This is a genomic window from Kutzneria sp. NPDC052558, from assembly GCF_044547355.1.
Classification (GTDB): Bacteria; Actinomycetota; Actinomycetes; order Mycobacteriales; family Pseudonocardiaceae; genus Kutzneria.
Genome location: NZ_JBIUAG010000052.1, coordinates 1 through 26,296, shown reverse-complemented (window position 1 = coordinate 26,296; position 26,296 = coordinate 1). Strand labels below are relative to the sequence as shown.

At 70.3% G+C, this 26,296-nt stretch carries 17 protein-coding genes; 2 read left to right on the top strand and 15 right to left on the bottom strand.

Features of this window, described 5'->3' with window-relative positions; genetic code table 11:
• Positions 1–145: 145 nt before the first annotated feature.
• The 14 genes from fabG to ACIG5F_RS46415 all read right to left on the bottom strand — a co-directional run bounded on the left by fabG (position 146) and on the right by ACIG5F_RS46415 (position 23,594).
• Positions 146–889, bottom strand: coding sequence for a 3-oxoacyl-[acyl-carrier-protein] reductase (gene fabG, locus ACIG5F_RS46480; RefSeq protein ID WP_396526699.1), 744 nt, complete (start codon positions 887–889; stop codon positions 146–148).
• Positions 886–1,362, bottom strand: coding sequence for a 3-hydroxyacyl-ACP dehydratase FabZ family protein (locus ACIG5F_RS46475; protein WP_396526697.1), 477 nt, complete (start codon positions 1,360–1,362; stop codon positions 886–888). The genes fabG and ACIG5F_RS46475 overlap by 4 nt, the downstream gene beginning before the upstream one ends.
• On the bottom strand, positions 1,359–1,721 hold the full coding sequence (locus tag ACIG5F_RS46470; protein WP_396526696.1) for a 3-hydroxyacyl-ACP dehydratase FabZ family protein: 363 nt from the start codon (positions 1,719–1,721) through the stop codon (positions 1,359–1,361). Before ACIG5F_RS46470 ends, ACIG5F_RS46475 begins: the two co-directional genes overlap by 4 nt.
• Positions 1,722–1,733: 12 nt before the next feature.
• Positions 1,734–2,810 carry a beta-ketoacyl synthase N-terminal-like domain-containing protein gene (locus ACIG5F_RS46465; protein ID WP_396526695.1) on the bottom strand — a complete coding sequence of 359 codons (1,077 nt, stop codon included), beginning with the start codon at positions 2,808–2,810 and terminating at the stop codon, positions 1,734–1,736.
• On the bottom strand, positions 2,807–4,027 hold the full coding sequence (locus ACIG5F_RS46460) for a beta-ketoacyl-[acyl-carrier-protein] synthase family protein (protein ID WP_396526694.1): 1,221 nt from the start codon (positions 4,025–4,027) through the stop codon (positions 2,807–2,809). Before ACIG5F_RS46460 ends, ACIG5F_RS46465 begins: the two co-directional genes overlap by 4 nt.
• Positions 4,028–4,061: 34 nt before the next feature.
• On the bottom strand, positions 4,062–4,313 hold the full coding sequence (locus ACIG5F_RS46455; RefSeq protein WP_396526693.1) for an acyl carrier protein: 252 nt from the start codon (positions 4,311–4,313) through the stop codon (positions 4,062–4,064).
• A 43-nt stretch (positions 4,314–4,356) separates the two neighbouring features.
• Complete coding sequence (locus ACIG5F_RS46450; protein ID WP_396526692.1) at positions 4,357–4,566, bottom strand: MbtH family protein; 210 nt, start codon at positions 4,564–4,566, stop codon at positions 4,357–4,359.
• 21 nt (positions 4,567–4,587) lie between these two features.
• Positions 4,588–5,418: an SDR family oxidoreductase gene (locus ACIG5F_RS46445; RefSeq protein ID WP_396526690.1), complete on the bottom strand. Its 831-nt coding sequence runs from the start codon at positions 5,416–5,418 to the stop codon at positions 4,588–4,590.
• Complete coding sequence (locus ACIG5F_RS46440) at positions 5,415–7,922, bottom strand: non-ribosomal peptide synthetase (RefSeq protein WP_396526688.1); 2,508 nt, start codon at positions 7,920–7,922, stop codon at positions 5,415–5,417. Before ACIG5F_RS46440 ends, ACIG5F_RS46445 begins: the two co-directional genes overlap by 4 nt.
• 1 nt (position 7,923) lies before the next feature.
• A complete protein-coding gene (locus ACIG5F_RS46435; RefSeq protein ID WP_396526687.1) occupies positions 7,924–8,634 on the bottom strand; it encodes a thioesterase II family protein in 711 nt (236 codons plus the stop codon).
• Positions 8,627–20,485 (bottom strand): amino acid adenylation domain-containing protein, encoded by an 11,859-nt coding sequence (locus ACIG5F_RS46430; RefSeq protein WP_396526685.1) that lies wholly within the window; start codon positions 20,483–20,485, stop codon positions 8,627–8,629. The genes ACIG5F_RS46435 and ACIG5F_RS46430 overlap by 8 nt, the downstream gene beginning before the upstream one ends.
• A gap of 31 nt (positions 20,486–20,516) precedes the next feature.
• The gene (gene sbnA / locus ACIG5F_RS46425; protein ID WP_396526683.1) at positions 20,517–21,497 is read right to left on the bottom strand and encodes a 2,3-diaminopropionate biosynthesis protein SbnA; all 981 of its coding nucleotides are present in this window, start codon (positions 21,495–21,497) and stop codon (positions 20,517–20,519) included.
• A 23-nt stretch (positions 21,498–21,520) separates the two neighbouring features.
• Positions 21,521–22,564, bottom strand: coding sequence for a 2,3-diaminopropionate biosynthesis protein SbnB (gene sbnB / locus ACIG5F_RS46420; RefSeq protein WP_396526682.1), 1,044 nt, complete (start codon positions 22,562–22,564; stop codon positions 21,521–21,523).
• Positions 22,565–22,667: 103 nt separating this feature from the next.
• A complete protein-coding gene (locus tag ACIG5F_RS46415) occupies positions 22,668–23,594 on the bottom strand; it encodes a TauD/TfdA family dioxygenase (RefSeq protein ID WP_396526680.1) in 927 nt (308 codons plus the stop codon).
• A gap of 202 nt (positions 23,595–23,796) precedes the next feature.
• Here ACIG5F_RS46415 and ACIG5F_RS46410 point away from each other — a divergent pair, with 202 nt between their 5' ends.
• Positions 23,797–24,753, top strand: a complete 957-nt coding sequence (locus ACIG5F_RS46410; RefSeq protein ID WP_396526679.1) for an ATP-binding cassette domain-containing protein — start codon at positions 23,797–23,799, stop codon at positions 24,751–24,753.
• A gap of 80 nt (positions 24,754–24,833) precedes the next feature.
• Entirely contained in the window at positions 24,834–25,622 is a 789-nt protein-coding gene (locus ACIG5F_RS46405; protein ID WP_396526678.1) for an ABC transporter permease, read from the top strand.
• A 2-nt stretch (positions 25,623–25,624) separates the two neighbouring features.
• On the opposite strand, the gene ACIG5F_RS46400 is transcribed toward ACIG5F_RS46405, so the two are convergent.
• Positions 25,625–26,107, bottom strand: coding sequence for a 2'-5' RNA ligase family protein (locus ACIG5F_RS46400; RefSeq protein ID WP_396526676.1), 483 nt, complete (start codon positions 26,105–26,107; stop codon positions 25,625–25,627).
• Between the last annotated feature and the right edge of the window lie 189 nt (positions 26,108–26,296).

The window sequence follows — 26,296 nt, the reverse complement described above, 5'->3', positions numbered from 1 at the left end:
ATGTCATGAAGGGCCCCATACTGACGTTGAACGTGATGAAGGGGCCCTTCCTGACGTTGAACGTGATGAAGGGGCCCTTCCTGACGTTGAACGTGAGGAAAGGAGCGTTGATCTTGGGGAGGCTGCCGGCGCCGGATCAGCACGGCTAGACCGTCAGGCCGCCGTCGATCTGGAACACCGCGCCGGTGACGTAGCCGGCGCGCTCGGAGGCCAGGAACGAGGTCAGGTCGGCGACCTCGTCGGCGGTGCCCAACCGCTTGAGCGGCACCGACTGGAGCATCTTCTTGCGGGCCGGGTCGGCCAGCTGGGCGGTCATGTCGGTCTCGATCAGGCCGGGCGCGACCACGTTGGCCCGGATGCCGTAGCGGCCGACCTCCTTGGCCAGGGCCTTGGTGAAGCCGATGATGCCGGCCTTGGACGCGGAGTAGTTGCTCTGCGTGGGATTGCCGTACACCCCGGACACCGAGGAGATGTTGACCAGGCTGCCGGACTTGCGCTTCATCATGTCGAACACGACGGCCCGGCAGACGTGGTACACGCCGTCGAGGTTGGTGTCGAGCACGCCGTGCCACTCGTCGTCGGTCATGAGCACCAACGGGTTGTCGCGGGTGATGCCGGCCGAGGTGACGGCCACGTCGATCGGGCCGAGCTCCTCGTTCACGCTGGCGACCCAGTCCCGCACCGCCGCGCCGTCGCTGACGTCGACCTTGCGCGAGACGACCCGCACGCCCAGGTCGAGGACTTCCTTCTCCACCACCCGGGCCGCGTCGGCGTTGGAGTGGTAGCAGAAGCCGATGTCGTGGCCGTCAGCCGCCAGGCGCAGCACGCAGGCCCGTCCGATGCCCCGGGAGCCGCCGCTCACCAGGGCGACCCTGGATTCCGTGGTCATGTCTGCTTCTCGCCTTCCGCTGCGCGCAGCTGTTCGGCGGGCCGGTAGGCCACCACCATCCTGGACACGGTGAACACGAGTTCGCCGCGCACGACGCACTCGCCCTCGAAGATCACGGTCTCGCCGACCGCGCGGGACACCCGGACCCGGTGCTCCAGCACGTCGCCGGGCAGCACGGGCCGGTGGAACTCGATGTCGGCCAGCGACCCGAACAGCATCACCTGGCCGGACAACACATCCGGATTGGGCTTGCGCACGCCGAGCACGATTCCGGCGGCCTGGGCCCAGGATTCGACCAGCAGCACCTCGGGGTACGGCCCGTCGACGCCGTCGCGGTACCAGGGTTCGTTGCGGCTGACCGACTTCACCGCCGTCACCCACTCGCCGGGGGACACGTCGAGCACGTGGTCCACCAGCAGCATGGGGTAGCGGTGGGGGAGGATCTCCCGCACGTCGGTGTGCACGGCCGTCACTTGTTGCCCCCGCTCCGGTAGCGCAGCTTGACCACGGCCGCGTCGCGCCCGGCCACGGTGGCCCGGGCCGCGCAGCGCCACTGGTCGCGATCCTTGGTCCAGTTCACGGTGATGGTCAGCCGGTCGCCGGGAAACACCGGCGCCACGAAGCGAACCGACTCCATGGCCGCCATGGTCAGCTCGCCGGCCTCGGCCGGGGCGGTCAGCAAAGCGCCGCGGTGCACCGATTCCACCACGCACATGCCCGGGAAGAGGGGAAATCCCGGGTAGTGGCCGGCGAACACCGGTTCGTCGGGGCTGACCGTGAACGTGACCTCATTGTCGGACAACGGCTTCACCGCGCCGATGACCGGGCTCACCACAGTCATCCCTCAGCCCGCCAGGCGGAGCAGGGCGCAGGCGACGGTGCCGTGCGGGTCGACCGCGGAGACCAGGGCCAGCTTGCCGGCGGCTTCCGGGTCGCGCTCGGCCACGCTGAGCACGGTGGCGATCTGCAACGCCGAGGACGCGGCGCCGGTGTCGCCCAGCTCGGCGGCCGGCACACGGTCCACAGTGGAGTCACCGAAGATCTGGCGCAGGGTCGCCCGCTCGTGCTCGCCCTTGACGCCGGCGGCGGAGCCGACCGCGGCCCACACCTCGCCGGGCTGGATCTCGGCGCTGCTCAAGGCACTGCGCACCGAGGCCTCCAGCGCCGCGCGCGGGTCGCCCTCCAGGTAGCAGCGGGACTGAATGGCCAGCACCTCGGCCAGCGGCTCGCGGCCCTCGCCGATCTCGCCCAGCGGCTCGACCAGCAGCACCGCGCATCCCTCGCCCAGCACGGTGTTCCCGCCGCCGTGCCGGTGCAGCCAGGCCCGGGCCGGGGAGTACTCCTCGGCCGCGCCGACGAGAACCTTGCGGGCCCGGTTGTGGTTGAGCAGCCGGCGGGCGTAGTCCATGGCCAGCAGCCCGGCGGTGCCGCCGCCGGCCAGCGTGGTGTTGGGGCCCTTCAGTTGGTGCCAGATGGCGCACTGGCCGGCGGCGCAGTTCATCACCGAGTTCGGCATGCGGGCCGGGTCCACGTGGAAGGGCAGCTCGCCGGTGAACGAGTCGCGGGTGAAGTCCATGACCGACTGCACGCTGCCCATGGTGGTGCCCAGCACCAGCGCCGAGTCGGCCCCGGTCTGCACCACCCGGTTGCCCTCGCCGTCGTGCAGCACCTGGCCGATGGTGCTGACGGCCAGCCCGGTCACCCGGTCCATCGACCGGGTTCCCTTGCGCCCCAACACCTCCTTGATGGTGAAGTTCGGCACCAGGTGGGCCTGCTCGTCGGGCCCGGCCCATTGCTGCTTGTCCAGCGCGGCCGAGGTGGACAGGCCCGCGCTGACACCGTCCACATAGGACTGGCGGCCGATGCCGAACGGGGACACCGCGGACCAGGCGGTGATCACGGGACGCACGGGCGCGCTCATCGGGTCTCTCCCTCAACGAACTTGCCGAGGATCACACTGGCGTTGTTGCCGCCGAAGGCCAGGCCGTTGTTCTGCACCACGTTCAGGTCGGCCGGCACGGACTCGTTGGGCACGCAGTCGATCGGGCACTCGGGGTCGGTGGAGTTGTGGTTGATGGTGGGCGGGGCGAAGCCGTGGGTGATGGCCAGCGCGCAGGCGATGGTGCCCAGGGCGCTGGCCGCCCCCATGGTGTGGCCCAGCATGGACTTCACCGAGATGGTGCGGGGCGGCTGGTCCCCGTAGACCTCGCGGATGGCCGCGGTCTCGGTGATGTCGTTGGCCTTGGTGCCGGTGCCGTGCGCCGAGATCAGGTCGACCTCGTGCGGCTTGACGCCGGCGTCGTCCAGCGCCAGCTGCATGCAGCGGGCGATGCTGGACTGGTTGGGCGCGACCTGGTGGTAGGCGTCGCAGTTGAGGCCGTAGCCCAGGATCTCGGCGTAGATGCGGGCCCCGCGGGCCCGCGCCGACTCCAGGCTCTCCAGCACCAGCACGCCCGCGCCCTCGCCGGTCAGGATGCCCAGGCGGTCGGCGTCGAACGGCTGGCAGAACTCCGGCGCGATCGTGCCCAGCCGGTAGAAGCCGGCGAAGGTCTTGCGGCACATGGCGTCCGCGCCGCCGCACAGGGCGAACTCGACCTCGCCCGAGCGGACCGCGTCGAAGCCGTCGCCGATCGAGTAGTTGCCGGCCGAGCAGGCGGTGGCGATGGTGTACGCGCTGACGTTGGCCAGCTTCAGTTCCCGGGCGATGGCCATCGACAGCAGGTGCGCGGGCACCCGCCGGCTGGCCGCGGCGTCCATCTTCTCCGGGCCCTCGTTGACTTCGGTCTCCACCAGCCAGTCGAGGTCGAAGGCCTCGCCGTCGGTGGTGCCGACGGTGACCAGGCCCCGCTTGTGGGCCAGCTCGGCCTCGTCCAGACCGGCGTCGGCCACGGCCATCCGGGCCGCTGCGATGGAGAACTGGCTGGCCCGGCCGACCATCGACGGCTCGAACACGCGCAGCCATGGGGACGGGTCGAATCCCACGACCTCGCAGCCGTTGGCGTGCTCGAAGCCCGTGGTGTCGAACAGCGAGATCGGCCGTGCGCCGCTGCGGCCGGCCCGCAGCCCGGCCGCGAACTCCTCGGCCCCCACGCCGATGCTGGAGACCACCCCAAACCCGGTGAGTACAACCCTGTTCATGGGATTCGCCCGTCCTTCGCGATGATGGGTGCGACTACCAGCCGGCGGCCTCGGCGGTGACCTCGTACACGCCGTTGAGGTTGGCCATGCGCGGCAGCTCGGACTGCTCGATGACGATGCCGAAGGCCTTCTCCAGGGAGGCCAGGATCTCGATGGCGCGCAGCGAGTCGGCCTCGTGGTCCTCGATGAACAGGCTGGTGTCGGTGATCTCGTCCTCCTCGATCTCCAGGATCTCGCAGACGATCTCCTTGATCTTGGCGGTGCGCTCGTCGGTGGTCGCGGTCATGTCGTGCTCCTCGAACTCGTTGCTGCGGAAGGGAAAATCGGGTTCAGGCGTGCTGGTCGACGAGCGAGAGGGGACGCATGTCGGTCCAGTTCTCGGTGACGAAGCGCAGGGCGGCCTCGCGCGAGCTCGGGCCGTGCACCGGGCGCCAGCCGTCCGGCACGGCCGCGAACTCGGGCCACAGGCTGTGCCGGCCCTCCTCGTCAACCACCACCAGGAAGGTCCCGGTCTCGTCGTCGAAGGGGTTGGTGCTCATGGGGTTCACGCTCCCGATGTCTCAGCGGACGGTGAAGCCGCCGTCGACGGCGACCACCGATCCGGTCACGTCCCTGGACTCGTCGCTGGCCAGCCACAGCACCGCCCGCGCGACGTCGTGCGCCCGCACGAGCCGGTTGGTCGGCTGACCGGCCACGAAGGCCCGCTCGCTGTCGCCGACCGGAAGGTCGAGGCAGCGCGCGATCTCCGCCATCATCACGCCCTCCAGGTCGGGGTCGTCGTAGACGGAACCCGGGCACACGGCGTTGATCCGTATGCCCTTGGGCGCGTAGTCCAGCGACGCGGCCCGGGTCAGGCCGATCAGACCGTGCTTGGCCGACACGTACCCGGCGAAGTGCCGGTAGCCGACCAGCCCGGCGGTGGAGGCGATGTTGACGACGCTGCCGGCGCCGCGGCGCAGCATCGACGGCAACACCGCCCGCATCATGCGGAACTGTCCCGTCAGGTCGACGTCGAGCATCACCTGCCACTCGTCGTCGTCGATCTCGTGCACCGGCTTGCCCGAAGGAGAGACCAGGCCGGCGTTGTTGACCAGCACGTCGATCCTGCCATGCTGATCCAAGCTTTCCGCCAGAACTTCCTTGACCCTGGCGGAATCCCGGATGTCCAGCGACACCGCCGTCACGCTGCCGCCGAACTTGCCGCACAGGCGCGCGGTGGTGTCCAGCTGGCTCCGCGTGCCCAGCGGGTAGGGCACGCCGTCGATGTCGCCGGCCACGTCCAGCAGCACGAGGTCGGCGCCCTCGGCGGCGAACTCGGTCGCCGTGGCGCGGCCGATGCCGCGCGCGGCGCCCGTGATCACCGCCAGTTTGCCGCCCAGCCGGCCACTCATGCTGTCTTCCTCTCGGCCAGAACTCCGGACAACAGCCGGATGGTTGGGTTGTGGTAGATGGTGGCCACCGACACCTCGCCGAGCCGACGCTGCCGGATCTCGGCGGCGATGCGGGCCGCCATCAGGGAATTGCCGCCGATCATGAACAGGTTGTCGTCCGGTCCGACCCGGGCGCCCAGCAGCTGCTCCCAGATCCGGCCGACCTCGCCGGTGTCCGCCGTGTCCGCCGCCGTCGCCGTGGTCGCCGACATCGGCTCGGGCAGCCGGTCCACGTCCAGCTTTCCATTGCTGGTCAAGGGAAGCTCTTCGACCTTGGTGAACGTGGACGGCACCATGTACGCGGGCAGCAGGCCGGTCAGCCGCTCCCGCACCGCGGCCGGGTCGGCGTCCGGGCCCACCAGGTAGGCGTCCAGGTGCACGTCGCCGGCCCCGCCGCGCTTGTTGATCACGACGGCGGCGGCCAGGACCGTCGGATCGGACAGCAGCTCGGCCTTGATCTCGCCGAGCTCGATCCGGTGGCCGCGCACCTTGACCTGACTGTCCAGCCGGCCGTGGTGCTCCAGCTCCCCCGTCACCAACAGCCTGCCACGATCACCACTGCGGTAACGCCTAGAACCGTTGTCCTGAAGCGGGAAACGCTGGTCGGTCAACTCCGGGCGGCCCAGATAGCCCCGGGTCACGCCGGCTCCGCTGACCACGATCTCACCGGCCACGCCCGGCGGCACCCGCCGGCCCTTGAGGTCCAGCACGCGCAGCGTCCAGCCGGGAATCGCCACGCCAACCGACTTGCTGCCGGCCAGGGCCGCCTCCCTTGTCACCGTGAACCACGTGCAGTGCACGGTGGTTTCGGTGATGCCGTACATGTTCACGGCTTGACAGCGGCTTTCCGGGTTGCGGTCCAGCCAGCGCAGCAGCATCCGGGAGTCCAGCTGCTCGCCGCCGAACACCAGCAGCCGCACCGACAATCGCCGGTCGCTCTCCTGGTCGGCCGACAGCAGCTGGGCGAACGCCGACGGGGTCTGGTTGAGCACGGTGACCCGCTCGTCCACGAGAAGGTCGTGGAACTGCTTGGGATCACGGGTCTGCTCGGCCGTCACGACGACCAGGCAGCCGCCGGTGGCCAGGCAGCCCCAGATCTCCCACACCGAGAAGTCGAAGGCGTACGAATGGAAGAAGGTCCACACATCCTCGCCGCCGAAGGCGAAGTCCTTTGTGGACGACAGCAGTGCGGCCACGTTGCGGTGGTCGACCACGACGCCCTTGGGCTTGCCGGTGGAGCCGGAGGTGTAGATCACGTACGCGGCGTCGTCGGGGGAGGTGTCGGGCAACGCGGCCGCCGGCGCCTCCTCGAAGTCCTCGTCCCGCACGACCGTGACCAGCCCGGCGTCCTCGGCCATGTAGTCCAGGCGTTTGGCCGGGTAGTTCGGGTCCAGCGGGATGTAGGCCGCGCCGGCCTTCAACACGCCCAGCAGGGCGACGATCAGGTCGACACCACGGGCCCTGGCCACGCCGACCCGGGAGCCGACGACCACACCCCGCTTGGCCAGGCCGGCGGCAACACGATTGGCTGCCTCGTCCAACTGGCCGTAGGTAAGGGATTCCGCCCCGCAGGTCACGGCGATGGCGTCGGGTCGGGCCGCGGCCCGCTCGGCGATCATGCCGTGGATCGTGCGGTCGGTGTCGGCCAGTTCCTCGGGCTCACCCACGGAAGCCAGGTCGCGGCCGGCCAGCAGGTCGACCTCGCCGACCTTGCTTTCCGGCGCCGCCAAGACGTTGCGCACGGAGCACAGCAGCCAGTCAACCGCCGCCGGGTCGACCAGGTCGGTCCGGTAGCTGGCGGTGAGGTGGTCGTTGGCCAGGCGCAGCACCACCGGTGGCACCTGGGCGTGCACGTGTTCGGCCAGCACCGGCACGTCGTCGGTCGGCTCGACCGCGACCGCCGGCACCACGTCCACGGTGTCGCCGGTCTTGAGCTGGTCCACAGTGGACTCGTCGTCCACGGTGATCAGCACCGAACCCACCTGCGGCGCTTCGACTCCGGTGTACCGGTTGAGCACCACCGCAGTGGCGGCCGCCAGCCGTGCCGCCGAACCAGCCGGGGCCGTCCGGTCCTGCGTGCGGAAGGCGACGCCGGCCGCAGTGGTACCGGCCGGGTCGCCGACCCGCGCCCAGCCCAGCTCGCCGGCGAACTCGCCGCCCGGCGGGGTCAGCAGGATCGGCTCCTCGCCGGCGCCGACCAGCCAGGAAGCCAAGGCCCGCAAGCAAGGGCCGGTGGTCGCCGCCGTCACGGCCAGGCGCTGGACGCCGTCGGTGAACCGCAGCAGCACGGCCCGGACCGAGGTCGAGCCGTCGAGCGGCCGGGCCAGCACGCGGCGGGTCGACTCGTCGGCGTCGGCGCTGGCCCGCGGCACGTCCTCGACGAACAGCCGGCCTTCGCGCAGCCGTTCGGCGATCGAGGCCTGGTCGACACCGTCGGCGCCGACCAGCACGGAACGCAGTTCCATCTCAGACCCCTCGACCGACCGGCACGGAAGAGATGCGGCGCAACAGGTCGAACAGCGACTCGGGGTCGTCGACCAGGTACATGTGCCCGCCGGGCAGGTCGACCACCTCGCAGTGGTCCACGGTGGCCAGCTCCCACCGCTCACTGTCCACACGGGACACGATGTGGTCGGCCGCCCCGCGCACCACGGTGATCGGCACCGGGATAGGCGTCAGGTCGCGGGCCAGGTACCCCTCGTGCAGCTCGACATCGGCCCGCAGCGCCGGCAGCACGATGTCGCGCAGGTCCCGGTCGGCCAGCGCCGGGTGGGTGTAGCCGGCCAGCTGCTCGACCCGGGCGACGAACTGGTCGTCGTTCAGGTCGGCGGCCTCGCGGGCCAGCGGCACCGTCGGGCCGGCCGAGCCGGAGGCCACCAGGTGGCGCACCGGCACGAAGTCGACCAGCCGGCGGGCCACCTCGAAGGCCAGCACCGCGCCGAAGCTGTGGCCGAACAGCGACACCGTGTCGGTCGGCAGCAGCGACCGGGCGATCTTGCCGGCCAGCTCGTCGGCGGCCTTGTCGATGTCCCGGTACAGCTGCTCGAGGAACAGCTCCTCGCGGCCCGGCAGCTGCACGGGGTGCAGTTCGAAGCCGAGGTCGCTGCTCGGCGCCCACGCCCGGTAGAAGGACGCGCCGCCGCCGGCGTACGGGAAGCAGAACAGTTTGTCAGTCACGACCTGTCCCCATTTCCTGGACGAGAACTCGGGTGATGTCAGCCAGCGGCTCGGGCCGCAGCATGTCCTGGTGTTGGCAGTCGACCGTCTGCACGCCGACCTCGTCGGCGAACGGCGACCAGTCGGCCGGGTCGCTCTCCTGCCCGGCCACGAAGTGCAGCATCCGGCCCCGGAACCGGCCCGGCCGGTGCTCGACCTGAAGCGTCACGTTGGCCCGCCAGGCGGCGACCACGTTCATCAGCTGGGCCTCGGTCAGCCCGGCCAGGGGATTGTTGTCCCGCTTGAAGATCTCCAGCACCTCGGCCGCGGTCGGGGCTTCGCCGGGCTCGTGCCCGAAGAAGGCGAGGATCGCGCCCAGCAGCTCGGTGTCGCTGGGCAGCTCGCCGGCCTCCGGCACGGGGTGGCTGTCCAGACTGGCCAGCAGGGCAACGGTGCCGCCGGCCTCCTGGAGCTGGCGGGCCATCTCGTGCGCCACCAGGCCGCCGAACGACCAGCCCAGCAGGTGGTACGGGCCCTCCGGCTGGACCTTGCGCACCTGTGCCAGGTAGTCCGCGGCCATTTCCCCGATGCTGCCGGGGATTCCGTCCGGGTCGAGCAGGCCGCGGGCCTGGAGGGTGTAGACCGGGAACTCCTGGCCGAGGTGCGACGTCAACCCGATGTAGGACCAGCCGATGCAGCCGGAGGGGTGCACGCAGAAGATCGGCTTGCGGCTGCCCTTGACCCGCAACGGAAGCAGCACCTCGAACGCGCCGAGCGAGCCGTTGGCGCCGAGCCGGGCGGCCAGGCCGCCGACCGTCGGGGCTTCGAACATGTCGCGGATGGTCAGCGTCACGCCGAGCACCTTCTTCACCCGGCCGATGAGCCGGGCCGCGAGCAGGGAATGCCCGCCCAGGTCGAAGAAGCTGTCGTCCGCGCCGACGCTGTCCAGCCCGAGCACCTCGGCGAACAGGCCGCCGAGGATCTCCTCCTGCGGCGTGCTCATGGCCTTGGTCGAGCCGGCCGTGTACGCCGGGTCCGGCAGCGCCGCCCGATCGAGCTTTCCGTTGGTGGTCAACGGAAGCGCGGCCAGCGGCACGAAGGCGTTGGGCACCATGTAGTCCGGCAGCACGGTGGCCAGGTGATCCCGCAGGGCGGCGGTGTCCAGCGCGTCGCCGGCCGGCACCACGTAGGCGATCAGGCTCTGCTCCCGCACGATCACCACCGAGCGGGCCACGTCGTCCCGGGCGGTCAGCACCGACTCGATCTCGCCGAGCTCGATGCGGAAGCCCCGCAGCTTGACCTGGCCGTCGGCCCGGCCCACGTACTCCAGGTTGCCGTCGGCCCGCCAGCGGGCCAGGTCGCCGGAGCGGTACATGCGGGCCCCGGCCGGTCCGTACGGGTCGGCCACGAACCGCTGCGCGGTCAGCGCCGGCTGCCCCAGGTAGCCCCGGGCCAGGCCGTCGCCGGCCAGGTAGAGCTCGCCGACCACGCCCGCCGGCACCGGCCGCAGCAACGCGTCCAGCACCAGCAGCCGGGCGTTGGCCTGTGGCCTGCCGATCGGCACCGGGCCGGCCGGCACGGCCGTGCCCGGCTCGATCCGGTACTCCGAGCAGTTCACCGTGGCCTCGGTCGGACCGTATACGTTATACACGGTCACGTCCGGGTGGGCGGCCCGGAACTCGGCCAGCGCCTCGCCGGTCAGCGCCTCGCCGCCGAGCAGGAGTTCCCTGCTGGGGGCGAACTGCGGCGGCAGGTTGGCCAGCAGCGGCAGATGGCTGGGGGTGGCCTTCATGAAGGTGGCCGGGTTGGCCAGCACCGCCGGGGCGGTCGGGTCCTCCAGGCCGGACAGCACCACCTTGCCGCCGGAGACCAGCGGCGTGATCAGCGCGGTGACCGTGAGGTCGAAGGACACGGGGGAGTGCACCAGGGCGGTGCCGGTGACCGCGTCGTAGGCCGTGGTGGTCCAGGCCAGGTAGTCGGTCACTGAGCGGTGTTCGACGACCACGCCCTTGGGACGGCCGGTGGAGCCCGAGGTGTAGATAATGTATACAGGATCCCGTTGGTCGATCCGGATTCCGGGGTTGGCGTCCGAGCGTTCGGCCAGCTCGCAGCGGACCTTGGGGTCGGCCAGGAACTCCGGCGTCAGGGTGATCGCCGGCCGGGCGTCGTCGATCACATACTGGATACGATCGGCCGGATACTCGGGGTCGATCGGCAGGTACGCGGCGCCGGTCTTGGCCACCGCCAGCAGCGAGACGATCAGCTCGGTGGACCGCGGCATGATCAGCCCGACCACCTGGCCGGCCCCGACGCCCCGGTCGATCAGCAGGTGCGCCAGCCGGTTGGCCCGCTCGTTGAGCTCGGCGTAGCAGAGGTCCTCATCCTCGAACACCAGCGCGATCGCGTCCGGGTTCTCGGTGACCGCCCGCTCGAACCGCTGCGGCATGGCGATCGGCTCGACGGCACGGGCGGTGTCGTTGAGGTCGACCAGGATGGCCCGGCGCTCGTCGGCGTCGAGAATGTCCATTTCGGACAGACGGGTGTCCGGCCCGGCGGCGATCCGCTGGAGCACCCGGGTCAGCCGCTGGCCGATGACCTGCACCGACTCCTCGTCGTAGAGGTCGGTGCTGTAGTCGATGGCGACCCGCAGCACGTCGCCTTCCTCGACGAACTCGAACCGGAAGTCGTACTTGACCGTCCCGGTGCCGACCGGCTCCGGTGTCGCCGCCAGACCGGCCAGCTCGCCGGCCGCCTCGGCGTTGTTCTGTAGCACCATCATCACCTGGAACAGCGGCGGGACGGAGCTGGAGCGAACCGGGTTGAGCACCTCGACCAGCCGCTCGAACGGCAGGTCCTGGTGGGCGTAGGCGGCCAGGTCGGCGTCCCGGACCCGGCCGAGCAGCTCCCGGAAGGTCGGGTTGCCGGCCAGGTCGGTGCGCAGCACCAGGGTGTTGATGAACATGCCGACCAGGTCGTCGAGCGCGTCGTCGGTGCGGCCGGCGACCGGGGTGCCGAGCGGAATGTCCGTGCCCGCGCCGAGTCCGTTCAGCAGGGCCGCCAACCCGGCCTGGAGCACCATGAACAGGCTCGTGCCGGTCTCCCGGGCCAGCTCGGCCAGGGCCTGGCGCAGCCGCGCGTCCAGCTCGAAGCGGACGGTCTCGCCGCGGTAGCTGGCGACCGCCGGCCGGGGCCGGTCGGTCGGCAGCTCCAGCTGCTCCGGCAGGTCGGCCAGGGCGTGCTTCCAGAACGCCAGCTGAGTCGCGGCGAGGCTGTTCGGGTCGTCCTCGCGGCCGAGGAGTTCCTGCTGCCACAGGGCGTAGTCCACGTACTGGACCGGCAGCGGCTCCCACTCGGGGGCCAGGCCGTCGCGGCGGGCCGCGTAGGCCTGGGCGACATCGCGGGCCAGCGGAGCCATCGACCAGCCGTCGCTGGCGATGTGGTGGGTGATCAGCACCAGCACGTGCTCGTCCGGGCCGATGATGAACAGCTCGGCGCGGATGGGCAGCTCGGTGGCCAGGTCGAAGCCCTTGGTCACGGCCTCGGCGATCGCCTTGTCCACAGTGGACGGATCGGTGGCCGAGACCGACAGTGTGGGGCGGGCGTCGGTCAGGATCTGCTGGTATGGCTCGTCATTGGTAGCGGGGAAGATCGTGCGCAGGCTCTCGTGCCGGGCGACCACGTCGGCCAATGCCTGGTGCAGGGCCGCCCGCTCCAGCTCACCGGTCAGCCGCAGCAGGACCGGGATGTTGTAGGTGGCAGCCTGGCCTTCCAGGCGGTTCTGGAACCACAGGCGCTGCTGGCCGCTGGACAACGGGATGATCTCCGGCCGCGGCATGGGCGCCAGCGCCGGCCGCTCCCGGCCGCCGTCGCCGAGGCGCTCGGCCAGGCCGGCCACCGTGGGCGTGTCGAACATGTCCCGAATGGACAGTTCGGTGCCGAGAGTGCTGCGGATGCGGCTGATCAGGCGGGTGGCCAGCAGGGAGTGGCCGCCCAGGTCGAAGAAGCTGTCGTCGATGCTCACCGTCTCGACGCCCAGCACCTCGCCGAACAGGCCGCACAGCACCTCTTCCCGTGGGTCACGCGGCGCGCGGCCGGTCGGCGCGGCGGAGAAGTCCGGCGCCGGCAAGGCTTTCCGATCCACCTTGCCGTTGGCGGTCAGCGGCAGCGCGTCCAGCACCATGAACACCGCCGGCACCATGTAGTCCGGCAGCAGCGTCGCCGCGTCGGCCCGTACCGCCGCCGGGTCGACGTCGCCGACCACATAGCCGACCAGCCGCTGCTGGTTGGCTGTGACGACCACGTCGGTCACGCCGTACAGAGAACGCAGCGTCGCTTCGATCTCGCCGAGTTCGATGCGGTGGCCGCGGATCTTGACCTGGAAGTCCCTACGCTCCAGGAACTCCAGCTGCCCGTCGGGTCGGTAGACCACGCGGTCGCCGGTGCGGTACATGCGGCCGCCGTCGAACGGGTTGGGGACAAAGGTGATCGCTGTGCGGGCCGGGTCGTGCAGGTAGCCACGGCCGACGCCGACACCGCCGACGTACAGCTCGCCGGGGACACCGACGGGCACCGGTTGCAGGATGTCGTTGAGCACGTACAGCTTGGTGTTGCGGACCGCCTTGCCGATGGCCACGCGGGCCTGCGGCTGGCGGATGACGGCGTGGGTGACGTCGTCGGAGCATTCTGTTGGGCCGTAGGCGTTTATCAGCGGGATCGACGGGAACCGCTCCAGCCAGCGGCCGGTCAGGTCGGCCGGCAGGGCCTCGCCGGTGACGACCAGCCAGCGCAAGGCCAGTTCCGGGACGGCCGCCCCGGCGTCCCAGGAGTCGATGGCCGCCCGCAGCAGGGACGGCACGACCTCCAGGATCGTGACACCGTTGAGGCCGAACAACTTCGCCGGGTCCATGGCGGTGTCACGGTTGACGACCTTGACGTGTGCGCCGACGATGAGGCCGGCCAGCATCTGCCAGACCGAGATGTCGAAGGTCAGCGGTGCGTTTTGGATGAGCAGGTCGTCCTTGGTGAGCTCCAGGTCCTCGACCTTGGCCAGCAGGTGGTTGACCATGCCCTTGCGGTTCACCATCGCGCCCTTGGGCTTGCCGGTGCTGCCGGAGGTGAAGATCACGTAGGCCAGGTCGTGGTCGGTTCCCTTGAGCGGAGCCAGATCCGGGTTCTGGGCGTCGTCGAAGAACAGCACCTGCGCGTCTCCGGCGACTTCCCGGGCCAGGGCTTCGTGCTCACGGCCGGCGATCAGCACCTTGGCCCCGCTGTCGGCGATCAGACCCCCAGTACGGGTCGCGGGCGCGGTCGGGTCCAAGGGCACATAAGCGGAACCGGCGCCGAGCACGCCGAGAACCGCCGACACGAACTGGATTCCGGGATTGCCGAGCAGGGCCACCAGCTCGCCCTCGGGCAGCTTCTTGGCCACCGCGTTGGCCCGGGCGACCAGTTCCCGGTAGGTGATCAACCCGTTGTCGTCGGACAGGGCGACGGCATCGGGCTTGGCCGCGGCCACACTGCGGATCCGTTCCACCACACCGGCGAAGCCGCCCGGGCGGTCGGTGTCGTTCCAGTCCACCATCAGCTGCCGGCGCTCGTCCTCGCCGAGCACGTCGATGGCGCTCAGCCGCGCACCGGCGTCGTCGGCCATGCCGGTCAGCACGCGGTCCAGTTGTTGGCCCATCCGCTGCACGGTCGAAGCGTCGAACAAGTCGGTGGCGTACTTGACCAGCACGTCGATGCCGCCGCCGTTGTCGTCCTCGATGAAGTCGAAGTGCAGGTCGACATCGGCGGCCATGGTGGCCATCAGCTCGCTGGAGGCCTCCAGGCCGGCCAGCTCCACGCTGGCGGTGGCGTTGTTCTGGAGGATCATCACGACCTGGAACAGCGGCTGCCGCGACCGGGACCGGGTCGGGTTGAGCACCTCGACCAGCCGCTCGAACGGCAGGTCCTGGTGGTTGAAGGCGGCCAGGTCGGTGTCCCGGGTGCGGGCCACCAGCTCGGCCACGGTCGGGTCGCCGGACAGGTCGTTGCGCAGCACCAACGTGTTCAGGAAGAAGCCGACCAGCTCGTCCAGGGCGTCATCGGTGCGGCCGGCGACCGGGCTGCCCAGGGGGATGTCCGTGCCGGCGCCGAGTTTGGTGAACAGCAACGCCAAACCGGCCTGCAACACCATGTAGAGGGTGGCGTTGTTGTCCTTGGCCAACGCCTCCAGCCGCCGGTGCAGGTCGGCGCTCAGCGTGAACCGGAGGCTGTCGCCTTCGTAGCTGGAGATCGCCGGCCGCTGCCGGTCGGTGGGCAGGGCCAGCTCGTCGGGAAGGTCGGCCAGCGTGGTCTTCCAGAACGCCAGCTGCTCCGAGATCAGGCTCTTCGGGTCGTCCTCGCTGCCCAGTAGTTCCCGTTGCCACAGTGCGTAGTCCGCGTACTGCACCGGCAGCGGAGTCCACTGTGGAGCGTTGCCGTCGCGGCGGTCGGCGTAGGCGCGGGCGAGGTCGCGGGCCAGCGGCAGGGCCGACCAGCCGTCGCAGGCGATGTGGTGCGCGACAAGGAGAAGCACGTGCTCCCGATCGCCCAGCCCGAACAGGTGGGCCCGCAGCGGCAGCTCGGCGGCCAGGTCGAAGCCGACGGAAATGGCTGCCCGCATGGCTTCCGGCAGCTCCGCCTCGGTGACCTGCCAGGTCGCCAGCGGCGGCACGTCGTCCCGGATGGTCTGCACCGGCTGGCCGTCGACCTCGGTGAACACCGTGCGCAGCACCTCGTGCCGCTCGGCGACGTCCCGCACCGCGGCGGCCAGCGCCGCCCGGTCGAGCTCGCCCTTGAGCCGCAGCGCGACCGGCACGTTGTAGGTGGCGGACTCGCCCTCCAGCCGGTTGAGGAACCACATCCGCTGCTGGCCGAAGGAAACCGGGAGCTGCTCGGGCCGCTCGCCGGCGGTCAGCGCCAGCCGGGTCCGGCCGCGGTCGCCGATGCGGGCGGCCAGCGCGGCCGGGGTCTGGGCCTCGAACACGTCCCGGACCACGACGTCGATGTTCAGCTCGGACCGGACGCGGCTGGCCAGGCGGGTCGCCTTCAGCGACTGGCCGCCGGACTCGAAGAAGTTGTCCTCGACGCCGACCTCGTCCTTGCCCAGGATCTCGGCGAACAGCCGGCACAGCACGCGTTCCCGCTCGGTGCTCGGCTCCCGCTTCGCCACCACCGGGGCCGGCTCCGGAGCCTTCTCCATGACCGGAGCGGCCTTCTTCTCCACCAGGCCCAGGCGCTCGATCTCGCCGGCGTTGGTCCAGCGCACCAGCGAGCCGGTCTTGATCAGCCAGGTGTCGGCGTCGACCAGCGGGCTGACCACAAAACCCATGGCCGCCGGGTCGATGCCCGGCACGGCCGGGCTGGCCATGTGCAGCTCGCCCGGCACACCGGTCGGCACCGGCCGCATGTGCTCGTCCAGCACAAAAGTGCGGGCCGTGCGCCAGGCGTCGAGCAACCGAGCCCGCTCGGCGTCGTCGAGCAGGTCGATTCGGCCCAGCGTGGTGTCCACGTCCGCGACCACACCATTGAAGATCCGGCCCAGCATCGCGGCCATCCGCTCGGCCGTCTCGCGGTCGAACAGGTCGGTGGCGTACTCCAGGTGCAGGCCGATGCCGTCGGGCCGCTCGGTGAACTCGAAGTTGAGGTCGAACTTGGCGGTGCCGGTGGTAGCCAGGCGGAACTCGGCGGCCAGGCCGTCCATCTCCAGCGTGCCCGGGTCGTGGTTCTGGTAGGCCATGACCACCTGGAACAGCGGGGCCTTGGCCAGGTCGCGGACCGGGGCCACCAGGTCGACCAGCCGCTCGAACGGCATGTCCTGGTTGGCGTACGCGCCGAGGTTGCCGTCGCGGGTGCGGGCCAGCAGCTCGCGGAAGGTCGGCTCGCCGGACAGGTCGCTGCGCAGCAGCAGGGTGTTGATGAACAGGCCGACCAGGTCGTCCAGGGCCTCGTCGGTGCGGCCGGCGATCGGCGTGCCCAACAGGATGTCCTCGCCGCCGCCCAGCCGGTGCAGCAGCGTGGCCAGGCCGGCCTGCACGATCATGAACACGCTGGTGCCGGTCTCCCGCGCCAGCTCTCCCATGCGGCGCAACAGATCTGCGTCGTATTCGACGTTGACCGCGGCGCCGTGGTGGCTGGCGACGGCTGGGCGCGGTCGGTCGGTCGGCAGGGGCGGGCCGTCCGGCAGGTCCTTGAGCTCGTCCAGCCAGAACTCGACCTGCTGGGCCGCGCGGCTGTTCGGGTCCGACTCGTCGCCCAGAAGTTCCTGTTGCCACAACGTGTAGTCGATGTACTGCACGGTGAGCGGTGCCACCTGCGGGGCACGGCCGGCGCGGCGGGCGTTGTAGGCGCGGGCCAGGTCGCGCTTGAGCGGGGCGGCCGACCAGCCGTCGCCGGCGATGTGGTGCATGGAGATCACCAGCGCGTGCTCGGTCTCGGACACCGCGAACAGGCGGGCCCGCACCGGCGGCTCGTGCTCGACGTCGAACGGCCGCGCCACGAACGCGGCGATGTCGGCGTCGAGATCCCGGGTGTCCACAACGGACAGACCCGGGTACACCTCGTCGACCGGCTTCACCACCTGGTACGGCGTGTAGTCGACCTCGGGGAACACCGTGCGCAGGGCCTCGTGCCGGTCGATCAGGTCCCGCACGGCGGCGTCCAGCGCGGCCCGGTCCAGCTCGCCGGTCAGGTGGATCACGCCCGGCACGTTGTACGTGGCGTTCGGGCCCTCCAGCCGGTTGAGGAACCAGAGTCGTTGCTGGCCCGAGGAAAGCGGGACCAGCGCCGGGCGCTCGGCGGTGACCAGGGCCGGGCGGACGTCGTCGCCGTCGGTCAGCTGCGCGTCCAGCTCGGCCACCGTGGGCGCGTCGAACAGTTGACGCAGCGACATCTCCACGCCCAGCGCGGCCCGGATCCGGCCGATCAGCCGGGTGGCGATCAGCGAATGGCCGCCCAGGTCGAAGAAGCTGTCGTCGACGCCGATCGCCGGCAGGCCCAGCACCTCGGCGAACAGGCCGCAGAGGATCTCCTGCCGGGGCGTGCGGGCGGCCCGGGACGGGGTCAGCTCGGCGAAGTCCGGGGCCGGCAGGGCTTTCCGGTCGACCTTGCCGTTGGGAGTCAGCGGCAGCGCCTCCAGGGGCACGTAGACCGAGGGCACCATGTAGTCCGGCAACAGGTCCTTGACCGCGGCGGTCTCGCCCGCGCCGACGATGTAGGCCACCAGGCGCTGGCCGATGACCGCGACCGCGACGTCGGCGATGCCGTCCAGGGACCGGATCGCCGCCTCGATCTCACCGAGTTCGATGCGGTGGCCGCGGATCTTGACCTGGAAGTCTCGGCGTTCCAGGAACTCCAGCTGTCCGTCGGGTCGGTAGACGACCCGGTCGCCGGTGCGGTACATGCGGCCGGCGTGGAAGGGGTTGGGCACGAACGTGGTGGCGGTGCGGGCCGGGTTGTTGAGGTAGCCCCGGCCGACGCCGATGCCACCCACGTACAGTTCTCCCGGCACACCAACGGGAACCGGCTGGAGCAGGTCGTTGAGCACGTACAGCCGGGTGTTGCGGACGACCCGCCCGATCGGCGTGCGCGGCCCGTCGGCCTCGGCCGCGGTGCGGATCACGGCGTGGGTGACGTCGTCGGAGCATTCTGTTGGGCCGTAGGCGTTCATCAGCGGGATCGACGGGAACCGCTCCAGCCAGCGGACGCACAGGTCCGGCGGCAGGGCTTCGCCGGTGACGACCAGCCAGCGCAGCGTGAGCTCGGGGATCTTGGCCCCGGCGTCCCAGGAGTCCAGGGTCGTGCGCAGCAGGGACGGCACGACCTCCAGGAGGGTGACGTCCTTGAGGCCGAACAGTTCCGCCGGGTCCATCGCCGTGTTGCGGTTGACCACCTTGACGTGCGCGCCGACGATGAGGCCGGCCAGCATCTGCCAGACCGAGATGTCGAAGGTCAGCGGCGCGTTTTGGATGAGCAGGTCATCCTTGGTGAGCTCCAGGTCCTCGACCTTGGCCAGCAGGTGGTTGACCATGCCCTTGCGGTGGACCATCGCGCCTTTGGGCTTGCCGGTGCTACCGGAGGTGAAGATCACGTACGCCAGGTCGTGGTCGGATCCCTTGAGCGGAGCCAGATCCGCGTCCTGGGCGTCGTCGAAGAACAGAACTTGGGCGTCGCCGGCGACTTCCCGGGCCAGGTCGGCGTACTCCGCGCCGGCGATGAGGATCTTCGCACCGCTGTCCTCGATCAGGCCGGCGGTGCGGGCGGTCGGTGCGGCCGGATCCAGTGGCACATAAGCGGATCCAGCACCGAGCACGCCGAGCACCGCCGACACGAAACGGATTCCGGGGTTGCCCAGCAACGCGACGAGCTCGCCGGCCGGCAGCTGCTTGGCCACGGCATTGGCCCGGGCCACCAGCTCCCGGTAGGTGATCGTGCCGGAATCATCAGACAAGGCAACGGAATCCGGGTTCGCGGCCCGCACCCGCTCGACCACGCCCTCGAAGTCGCCCGCGCGGTCGGAGGCGTTCCAGTCCTCGACCACCCGCTGGTGCTCGGCCGGCTCCAGCACGTCGATCCGCGCCAGCGGCAGATCGGCCGGCGCCGTGGTGAAGGCGTCGAGGAAGGTCATGAACCGGGCCAGGTGGCCTTCCAGCTCGGCGATCGCGTACAGGTCGGTGTTGGCGTCGAAGTGCACGCCCAGACCGCCGGTCTCGGTGTCGTGCACGGTGATCGTGAGATCGTCACTCGGCGCAGTGGACAGGTTCGTGGTGGTGACCGTGCAGTCGCCGAAGCGCATTTCCTCCACAAAGGACGCGACGTTCAGCTCCGGCCCGAACGGCCGGCGGTCATCGGGGGCCAGCCCCATCAACGGCCGGATCTCGCGGCCGCGGAACCGCTGGTGCTTCAGGGCCAGGCCGACCTCGCGGGAGGCATTGGCCAGCAGCTCCTCGCGACTGTGCTCCGGGCGGATGCCCAGGGCCAGCGGCACCACGTTGGCCCGCATGCCCGGGATCTTCTTGGTGGTGGGCGAAGTCCGACCGGTCACCGGCAACGAGAGCACGGCCTCACTGGCGCCGGTGATCCGCTGCACGTAGGCGGCGGTCGCGGCGATCACGTACGCCGGCCATGCGGCCCGGGACTCCCAGGCCACCGCCTTCATCCGGGCGGCGGTGTCGGCGTCCAGATAAGCGCTGCGGCGCACGAAGTCCCGCACCGGCGTCGCCGGCTTCCCCGACATGCTGGGGAGTTCCACGCCTTCGGCGAAGCGGGCGGCCCAGCCGTCACGGTCCTTGCCGAAATGCTTGGAGTCACGGTAGGTCAGCTCGTCCTCGATGAGCGTCGCCACCGGCTTGAACGCGTTGTCCTCGAACGGTTCCCCGTTCAGCATGGCGTTGTAGACCTCGGCCACGCGGCGCAGCACCAGTGCCTCGCTGTAGCCGTCGAGCAGCAGGTGGTGGGCCCGCTGGTACAGCATCGCCCGCAGCGGGCCCACCTTCAGCAGGGCGAACGTGAACAGCCGAGGCGAGTCCACCGGGACGGCGGCGCCGACGTCGGCGCGCATCCACGCCAGCGCCGCCGCCTCCGGGTCGGACTCCGCGGTCAGGTCCAGGACCGGGAACTCCCAGTCCGGGCAGGGGAAAACGGCCTGTCGAGGCTCGTCGCCGCTGTCGTCGAACCGGACCCGCAGGCACTCGGCCTCGTCCACGGTCCGCCGCAGCGCCCGTTCCAGCCGGACGGCGTCCAGCTCGCCGTCGATCGTGTAGTACTCGGCGATGTTCCAGATCGGGTTGCCCGGGTCGAGCTGCTGGGCGTACCAGACCTCGGCCTGGGCCGCGGACAGCGGCAAACCAGTCATGTCAGCTAACTCCTCGACAGGGGTGGATCGCTTATGCGACCGGCTCGAAGCGTTCCTCGGCGAGCACGTCGTCGCCGTAGATGTCGCGCAGCCAGTTCTCCTGGTAGACCGTGTCCAGATAGCGCTCGCCCAGGTCGGGGGAGATCGCCACCGAGGTCAGCTCGTGCCCGGGGTCGTGCAGCTGCAACCAGCGGATCGCGCCGCTGGCCACCGTCCCGGTCGAGCCGCCGAACAGGAAGCCGCGGTTGGCCAGGCGATGGCACATCCGCACGGTGTCCGGCTCGGCCACGTGCACCACGTCGTCCACAAAGGACTCGTCCAGCTGGGCCGGGCGCACGCTGGTGCCAAGGCCCGGGATCATGCGCCGGGCCGGCGGGCCGCCGAAGCTCACCGAGCCGATGCTGTCCACCGCCACCAGGCGCACCTTGGGGGCGAACTCGCGGAACCAGCGGGCGCAGCCCATCAGCGTGCCGGTGGTGCCGGCGCCCACGAAAAGCACGTCCAGCTCGGGGAAGCGGCGGCTGATGGCCGGCGCGGTGCGGCGGTAGTGGGCCCGCCAGTTGTTGGGATTGGCGTACTGGTTGAGCCAGACGTAGCGGCTGTCCGACGCGCACAGTCCGCTGACGTAGGAGATGCGCGCGCCGAGGAAGCCGCCGACCGGATCCGGCTCGGTGATCGTGTGCACCTGGCTGCCCAGCGACTCCATCAGCCGGCGGGTGGCCAGGTTGCAGCGGGAATCGGTGACACAGACGAACTTGTAGCCCTTGCTGGCCGCGATCATGCTCAGCGCGATGCCGAGATTGCCCGATGACGACTCGACGAGCACGGAGCTGTGGTCAAGCGAACCGCTGCGCTCGGCCGCCGCCACCATCTCGGAGGCCGCCTTGAGCTTGACCGAGCCGGCGAAGTTGAACGCCTCGCACTTGAGGTAGAGCGACCGGCCGAGCAGCCCCTCCAGGTCGACGTAGAGATCGTCGACGTGGAAGTCCTGTGGAGCAGAGATGATTGGCACGTCGTACTCCTGTTCTCGAGCCCTCAGCGCTTGCCGTAGCGCGTCAGCTCGTGGAAGAAGCCGTCAACCACGGCGAGCGCGCCCTGGCGGACGACCTCGTCGTAGACGTACTTGCCGACGGCGAGGTCAAGCACGCCGAGCCCGAACGGGGAGAACACGACGGGCCGGTCGGTGGGCGCCCGCTTGGCGCCGGTCATCACCTCGTACAGGGTGGCGTCGATGAAGTCGCGGTTGCCGGTCTGCTGCTCGGCCAGGTGCGGCGAGGTGTTGGCCTTGAGGCAGTGGTCCACGTCGTCGAGCACGTTGGCGCTGCCCAGGATGATCTCGGGGGCGAGGTCGCGCAGCGACACGTGCAGCACCAACGGGTTGTGCGAGAACCAGTCCAGCTCGGTGACGTGCGGGGCGCCGGCGATGGTCGCGAACACCACCAGGTCGCTGCCGCGGATCAGGTCCTCGGCCTCGGCGTGGATGGTGACGGTGGCTCCGGTGTCGCTGGCGTCGAGATAGTCCTTGAAACCGTTGGCGTGCTGGAGGGACAGGTCGTGCACGCCGATCTCGTCGAAGCTCCAGCCGGTGCCGGCCAGGTAGGTGTGGATGTACCGGGCGATCAGGCCGACGCCGAAGAAGCCCACCCGCAGCGGCCGGCCGCCCGGCCGCTCCCGCGACAGCCAGTCCGCGGCCAGCGCCGCCGAGGCCGCCGTGCGGGCGGCGGAGATGATGGAGCTCTCCAGGCAGGCGAACGGGTAGCCGGTGTCGTGGTCGTTGAGGATCAGCACCGCCGAGGCCCTCGGCAGCCCCGCGGCCACGTTCTCCGGGAAGCTGGAAATCCATTTGAGGCCGTCCACCCGGTTGTCCCCGCCCAGCGAGGCCGGCAGCGCGATGATGCGCGATGTCGGCCGGTCCGGGAACGTCAGGAAATAGGACGGCGGGTTCACGGTGTCGCGCTGGCCGTGCACCCGGTATGCGGCGTCCACCAGGTCGACCACCTGCTTCTCGTGCCCGCCCAGCGCCTCGTTCACCTGGGCGCCGGAAATAACCGAGAAAGTTGGTACCGCCTTACCGGACATGAACGACTCCCTAATTAACGGTCACACGATTCGTGGTGGAGAGTTCGCCCACCCGAATCGACTCTATCGAGCGGCAGCTAGGTCAACGGCTAGTCTGGTGAAATCACGACATCGCGACGAGAACGCGGCGCGGGCCGCCGAATGGACGCCGCCCGTGGCCGACCGCCACATTGTCGATGAGCATGAGGTCGCCGGCGTGCCAGTCCACGTTCACGGCCACGTCGAGTCCCCGGTCGCGGACCTGGATGACGTCGGCGGCGGGAATGGGGGAGCCGTCGGCGAAACTGACCGTCTGCGGCATCTCGTCCTCGGCCAGAATCTCCAGCATCGCCTCGGCCGTCTCGCGGTCCAGCGCCTCCACGTGCCACTGGTCGGCCTGGTTGAACCAGACCAGCTCGCCGGTGACCGGGTGCTCGGTGACCGCGCGGCGGTGTTGGGTGATGCGCAGGCCGCCGTCGGCCTTCCACTCCCAGTCCGCCTCGTTGCCGGCCAGGAACTCCTCGACCTGGTCCCGGTCGGAGGTCTCGAAGGTGGCCTGCCAGCTCTTGCCGAAGCCGACGCCGCTGTGCAGGTTCTGGGTGTAGCGCACGCCCGGCAGGAAGCGCTCCCGCACGTCGTCGTCCAGCGCCGCCAGCCACGCCGTGCCGTCCACCACCGGGGTCGCGCCGCCCGTGGTCGGGGCGACCGCGCAGTAGAAGAAAAGGCGCGACGGCCACTGGTGGGCGTACGACATCTCGTTGTGCATCGAAATGGTGAACTCCGGGGGATATTCCGTCGACGTGTAGACGTTCTCGCCGACCTTGGTTCGCGGAGTGTTTCCGTGCACGTAGGCCAACCGGTCCGGCAGCACCAGATCCAACACGCCGGCCAGCCCGTTCTCGGGGACGTGGAAACCGCGGAAGACAAGGGCCTTGGCCTCGACCAGCTGCTTGTCGAGAGTGGCATTCGAACGCAGGTGGTCGAGCAGACCGTCGACGCTCGGCTCCGCGCCGATGTCGCCCGGCCGAATCTCCGTCGGCGCCCAGGTCATCTGTGTCACCCTTCAGCAGGTCGCCGATACCGGCGAGTAAAAAAGCGGACGGTGCCGCGGGGACAGTTCTCCTCCGGCGGCAGAACGCTATGTCCCGCCTCACTGGCGTACCGCCAGTCTCGCTGGCTCTCGGCCAGCGCCGCTTTTGGTTGCATAAGCGTCGAGAAGAACTGGACTCGTCGAGGCGGAGTAGGGCGGACTGGTGGACGCTGCGATCGAAGCCGAAGGGCTGCGCAAGAGCTATCGGAATCACGAGGCGCTGCGCGGGATCGACCTGGCGGTGCCGGCCGGGACCGTGCTCGGGGTGCTCGGGCCCAACGGGGCCGGCAAGACCACGACCGTGCGGATCCTGGCCACCCTGGTGCGCCCGGACGCCGGCCGGGCCGTGGTCGCCGGGGCCGACGTGGTCCGGCACCCCAGGCTGGTGCGCGGCCGGATCGGGCTGGCCGGCCAGTACGCGGCCGTGGACGAGCAGCTCACCGGGCGCGAGAACCTGGTGCTGCTGGGCACTTTGCTGCGCCTGGGCCGGGCCGGCGCGCGCCGGCGAGCCGTGGAGCTGCTGGAGGAGTTCGAACTCGGCTACGCCGCCGACCGGCTCGTGAAGACCTATTCCGGCGGCATGCGCCGGCGTCTCGACCTGGCCGCCTGCCTGGTCGTCTCGCCGCCCGTGCTGTTCCTGGACGAGCCCACCACCGGCCTCGACCCCACCAGCCGGGCCACCCTGTGGCGGATGATCCGCCAGCAAGTCGGCCTTGGTGTCACCGTGCTGCTGACCACGCAGTATCTGGAGGAGGCCGACCAGCTGGCCGACCGCATCGCCGTCATCGACCACGGCCAGGTCATCGCCGAGGGCACCGCCGACGAGCTCAAGCGCCGTGTGGGCGGCGAATGGCTGGAGGTGTCCTTGGCTTCCCCCAGCGACATTCCCGCCGCCGTCGCCGCCCTCGCCGCCGGCGCCGAGGGTCCGCCCCAGATCAGCGAGGACTACCGCGTGGTCTCGGTCCGCCTGCCCGAAGGGATGGCCCCCGTCGCCGCCGCCGCGTCCGCCTTGGACGCCGCCGCCGTCCGCGTCGACGACTTCGCCCTGCGCCGGCCGTCCCTGGATGACGTCTTCCGCGACCTCACCGGCCAGCCCAGCTCGACCCCGAGCACGGTGTGAGCACCTTTTTCCCTGACCGGCCATCGTTGTTCGGCCGCCCGCCCGGTCCGACCCGGACCGCGTGACCGATAGGAGACCCGATGACCGGCGCCCTCGGCGACGTCGCGGCGATGATCCATCGCCATTTCCTGCACCTGCGCCGCACCCCGACCCGGGTGCTGGGCGTGACCCTGACCCCGGTGACCATGGTGCTGGTGCTCGGCTACATGCTGAACAAGGTGATCACCGTGCGGGGCAACGGGGATTACCTCGACTACATGATGGCGGGCGTCGGCGCGCAGGTGGCGCTGGCCTGTGTCGGCGGCATCGCCATCGGCACGGCGACGAGCCTGCGCAACGGCCTGATCGACCGGTTCCGGTCGCTGCCGACGGCCCGGGCCTCGATCCTGGTGGCGCACACGGTGTCCGACCTGGTCCTGGCGGCCATCGGCATGGCCATCGCCACGGCGGTCGGGGTGCTGCTGGGCTGGCGTCCGCACGCCTCGGCGGCGGCGGTGCTCGCGGGTTTCGCGGTGCTGTTGGCGTTCGCGTACGTGATGCTGTGGCTCGGGGTCCTGCTCGGCCTCACGGTCCGCAGCCCGGAGGCCCTCGGCGCGCTGGCCGGCCTGATCCTGGTCGGCGGGTCGTTCCTGTCCAACGCCTTCGTGCCGCTGGACGGCCTGCCGGACTGGCTGCGCACGCTGGCCGAGTGGAGCCCGATCTCGGCAGTGGTGGCCACCTGCCGGGAACTCTGGAGCGGACCGGTGTCCTTTGTGGACGGAAGCTTCCCCGAGACCCACCCCATGACAACGGCCGTGATCATGCTGTCGGTGATCGCCGCGATCACCGTGCCGCTGAGCATCCGCGCCTACCGCACCGCCGGCACCTGAGCTCAGCCGCCGAACGGGCAGCGGGCGGTGATCTGCCAGGTGTCCGTGTAGGCCAGCAGCCACAGCTGGTCCAGCCGGGCCGGCACGGGCGACGCCATCCCCGCGATGGCGTCGCCTTCTTGTTCGGTGACCCCCATGGCCAACGTCAGATGCGCCTCCGGCGCGGGCCCGAACTTGCCCCCGTACGGCACGATCTCGGACCAGTGCCGCCGCACCTGGGCCGTCAGCGGCGCAAGGGCATCGGCCGTCAACGCCACGAATCCCGGTTCTCGTACCACCCGATCCAGCACCACGTCGATCGGCTCGAGGCCAGCGGCGACGGCGGCCAGCTCTTCCGGAGTCGTCGTGGTGAACGGATAGAGCATCGTCACGTGCCCCACGTCGCCCTCCCGCACCGCCGCCGGGAAGGCCTCGGCGACCCGGGCCAGCAGAGGAGCGGCCGAAGGCACGGGAATGATCAGGGCGGAGTCACCAGCTCTGGGCACATCCCCATTATCCGCACCCCCGCCCCCGCCCACCCCCCAAGATCAAGGGACCGATCCTCTCGTTCAACGTCAGGAAGGACCCCTTCACAACGTTCGGTGTCATGAAGGGGCCCTTCCTCACGTTCAACCTGGATCCACCGAAAATCTTGATGGTGTGACCGTGTCCTAGACACACAGATGCCCTCTGAC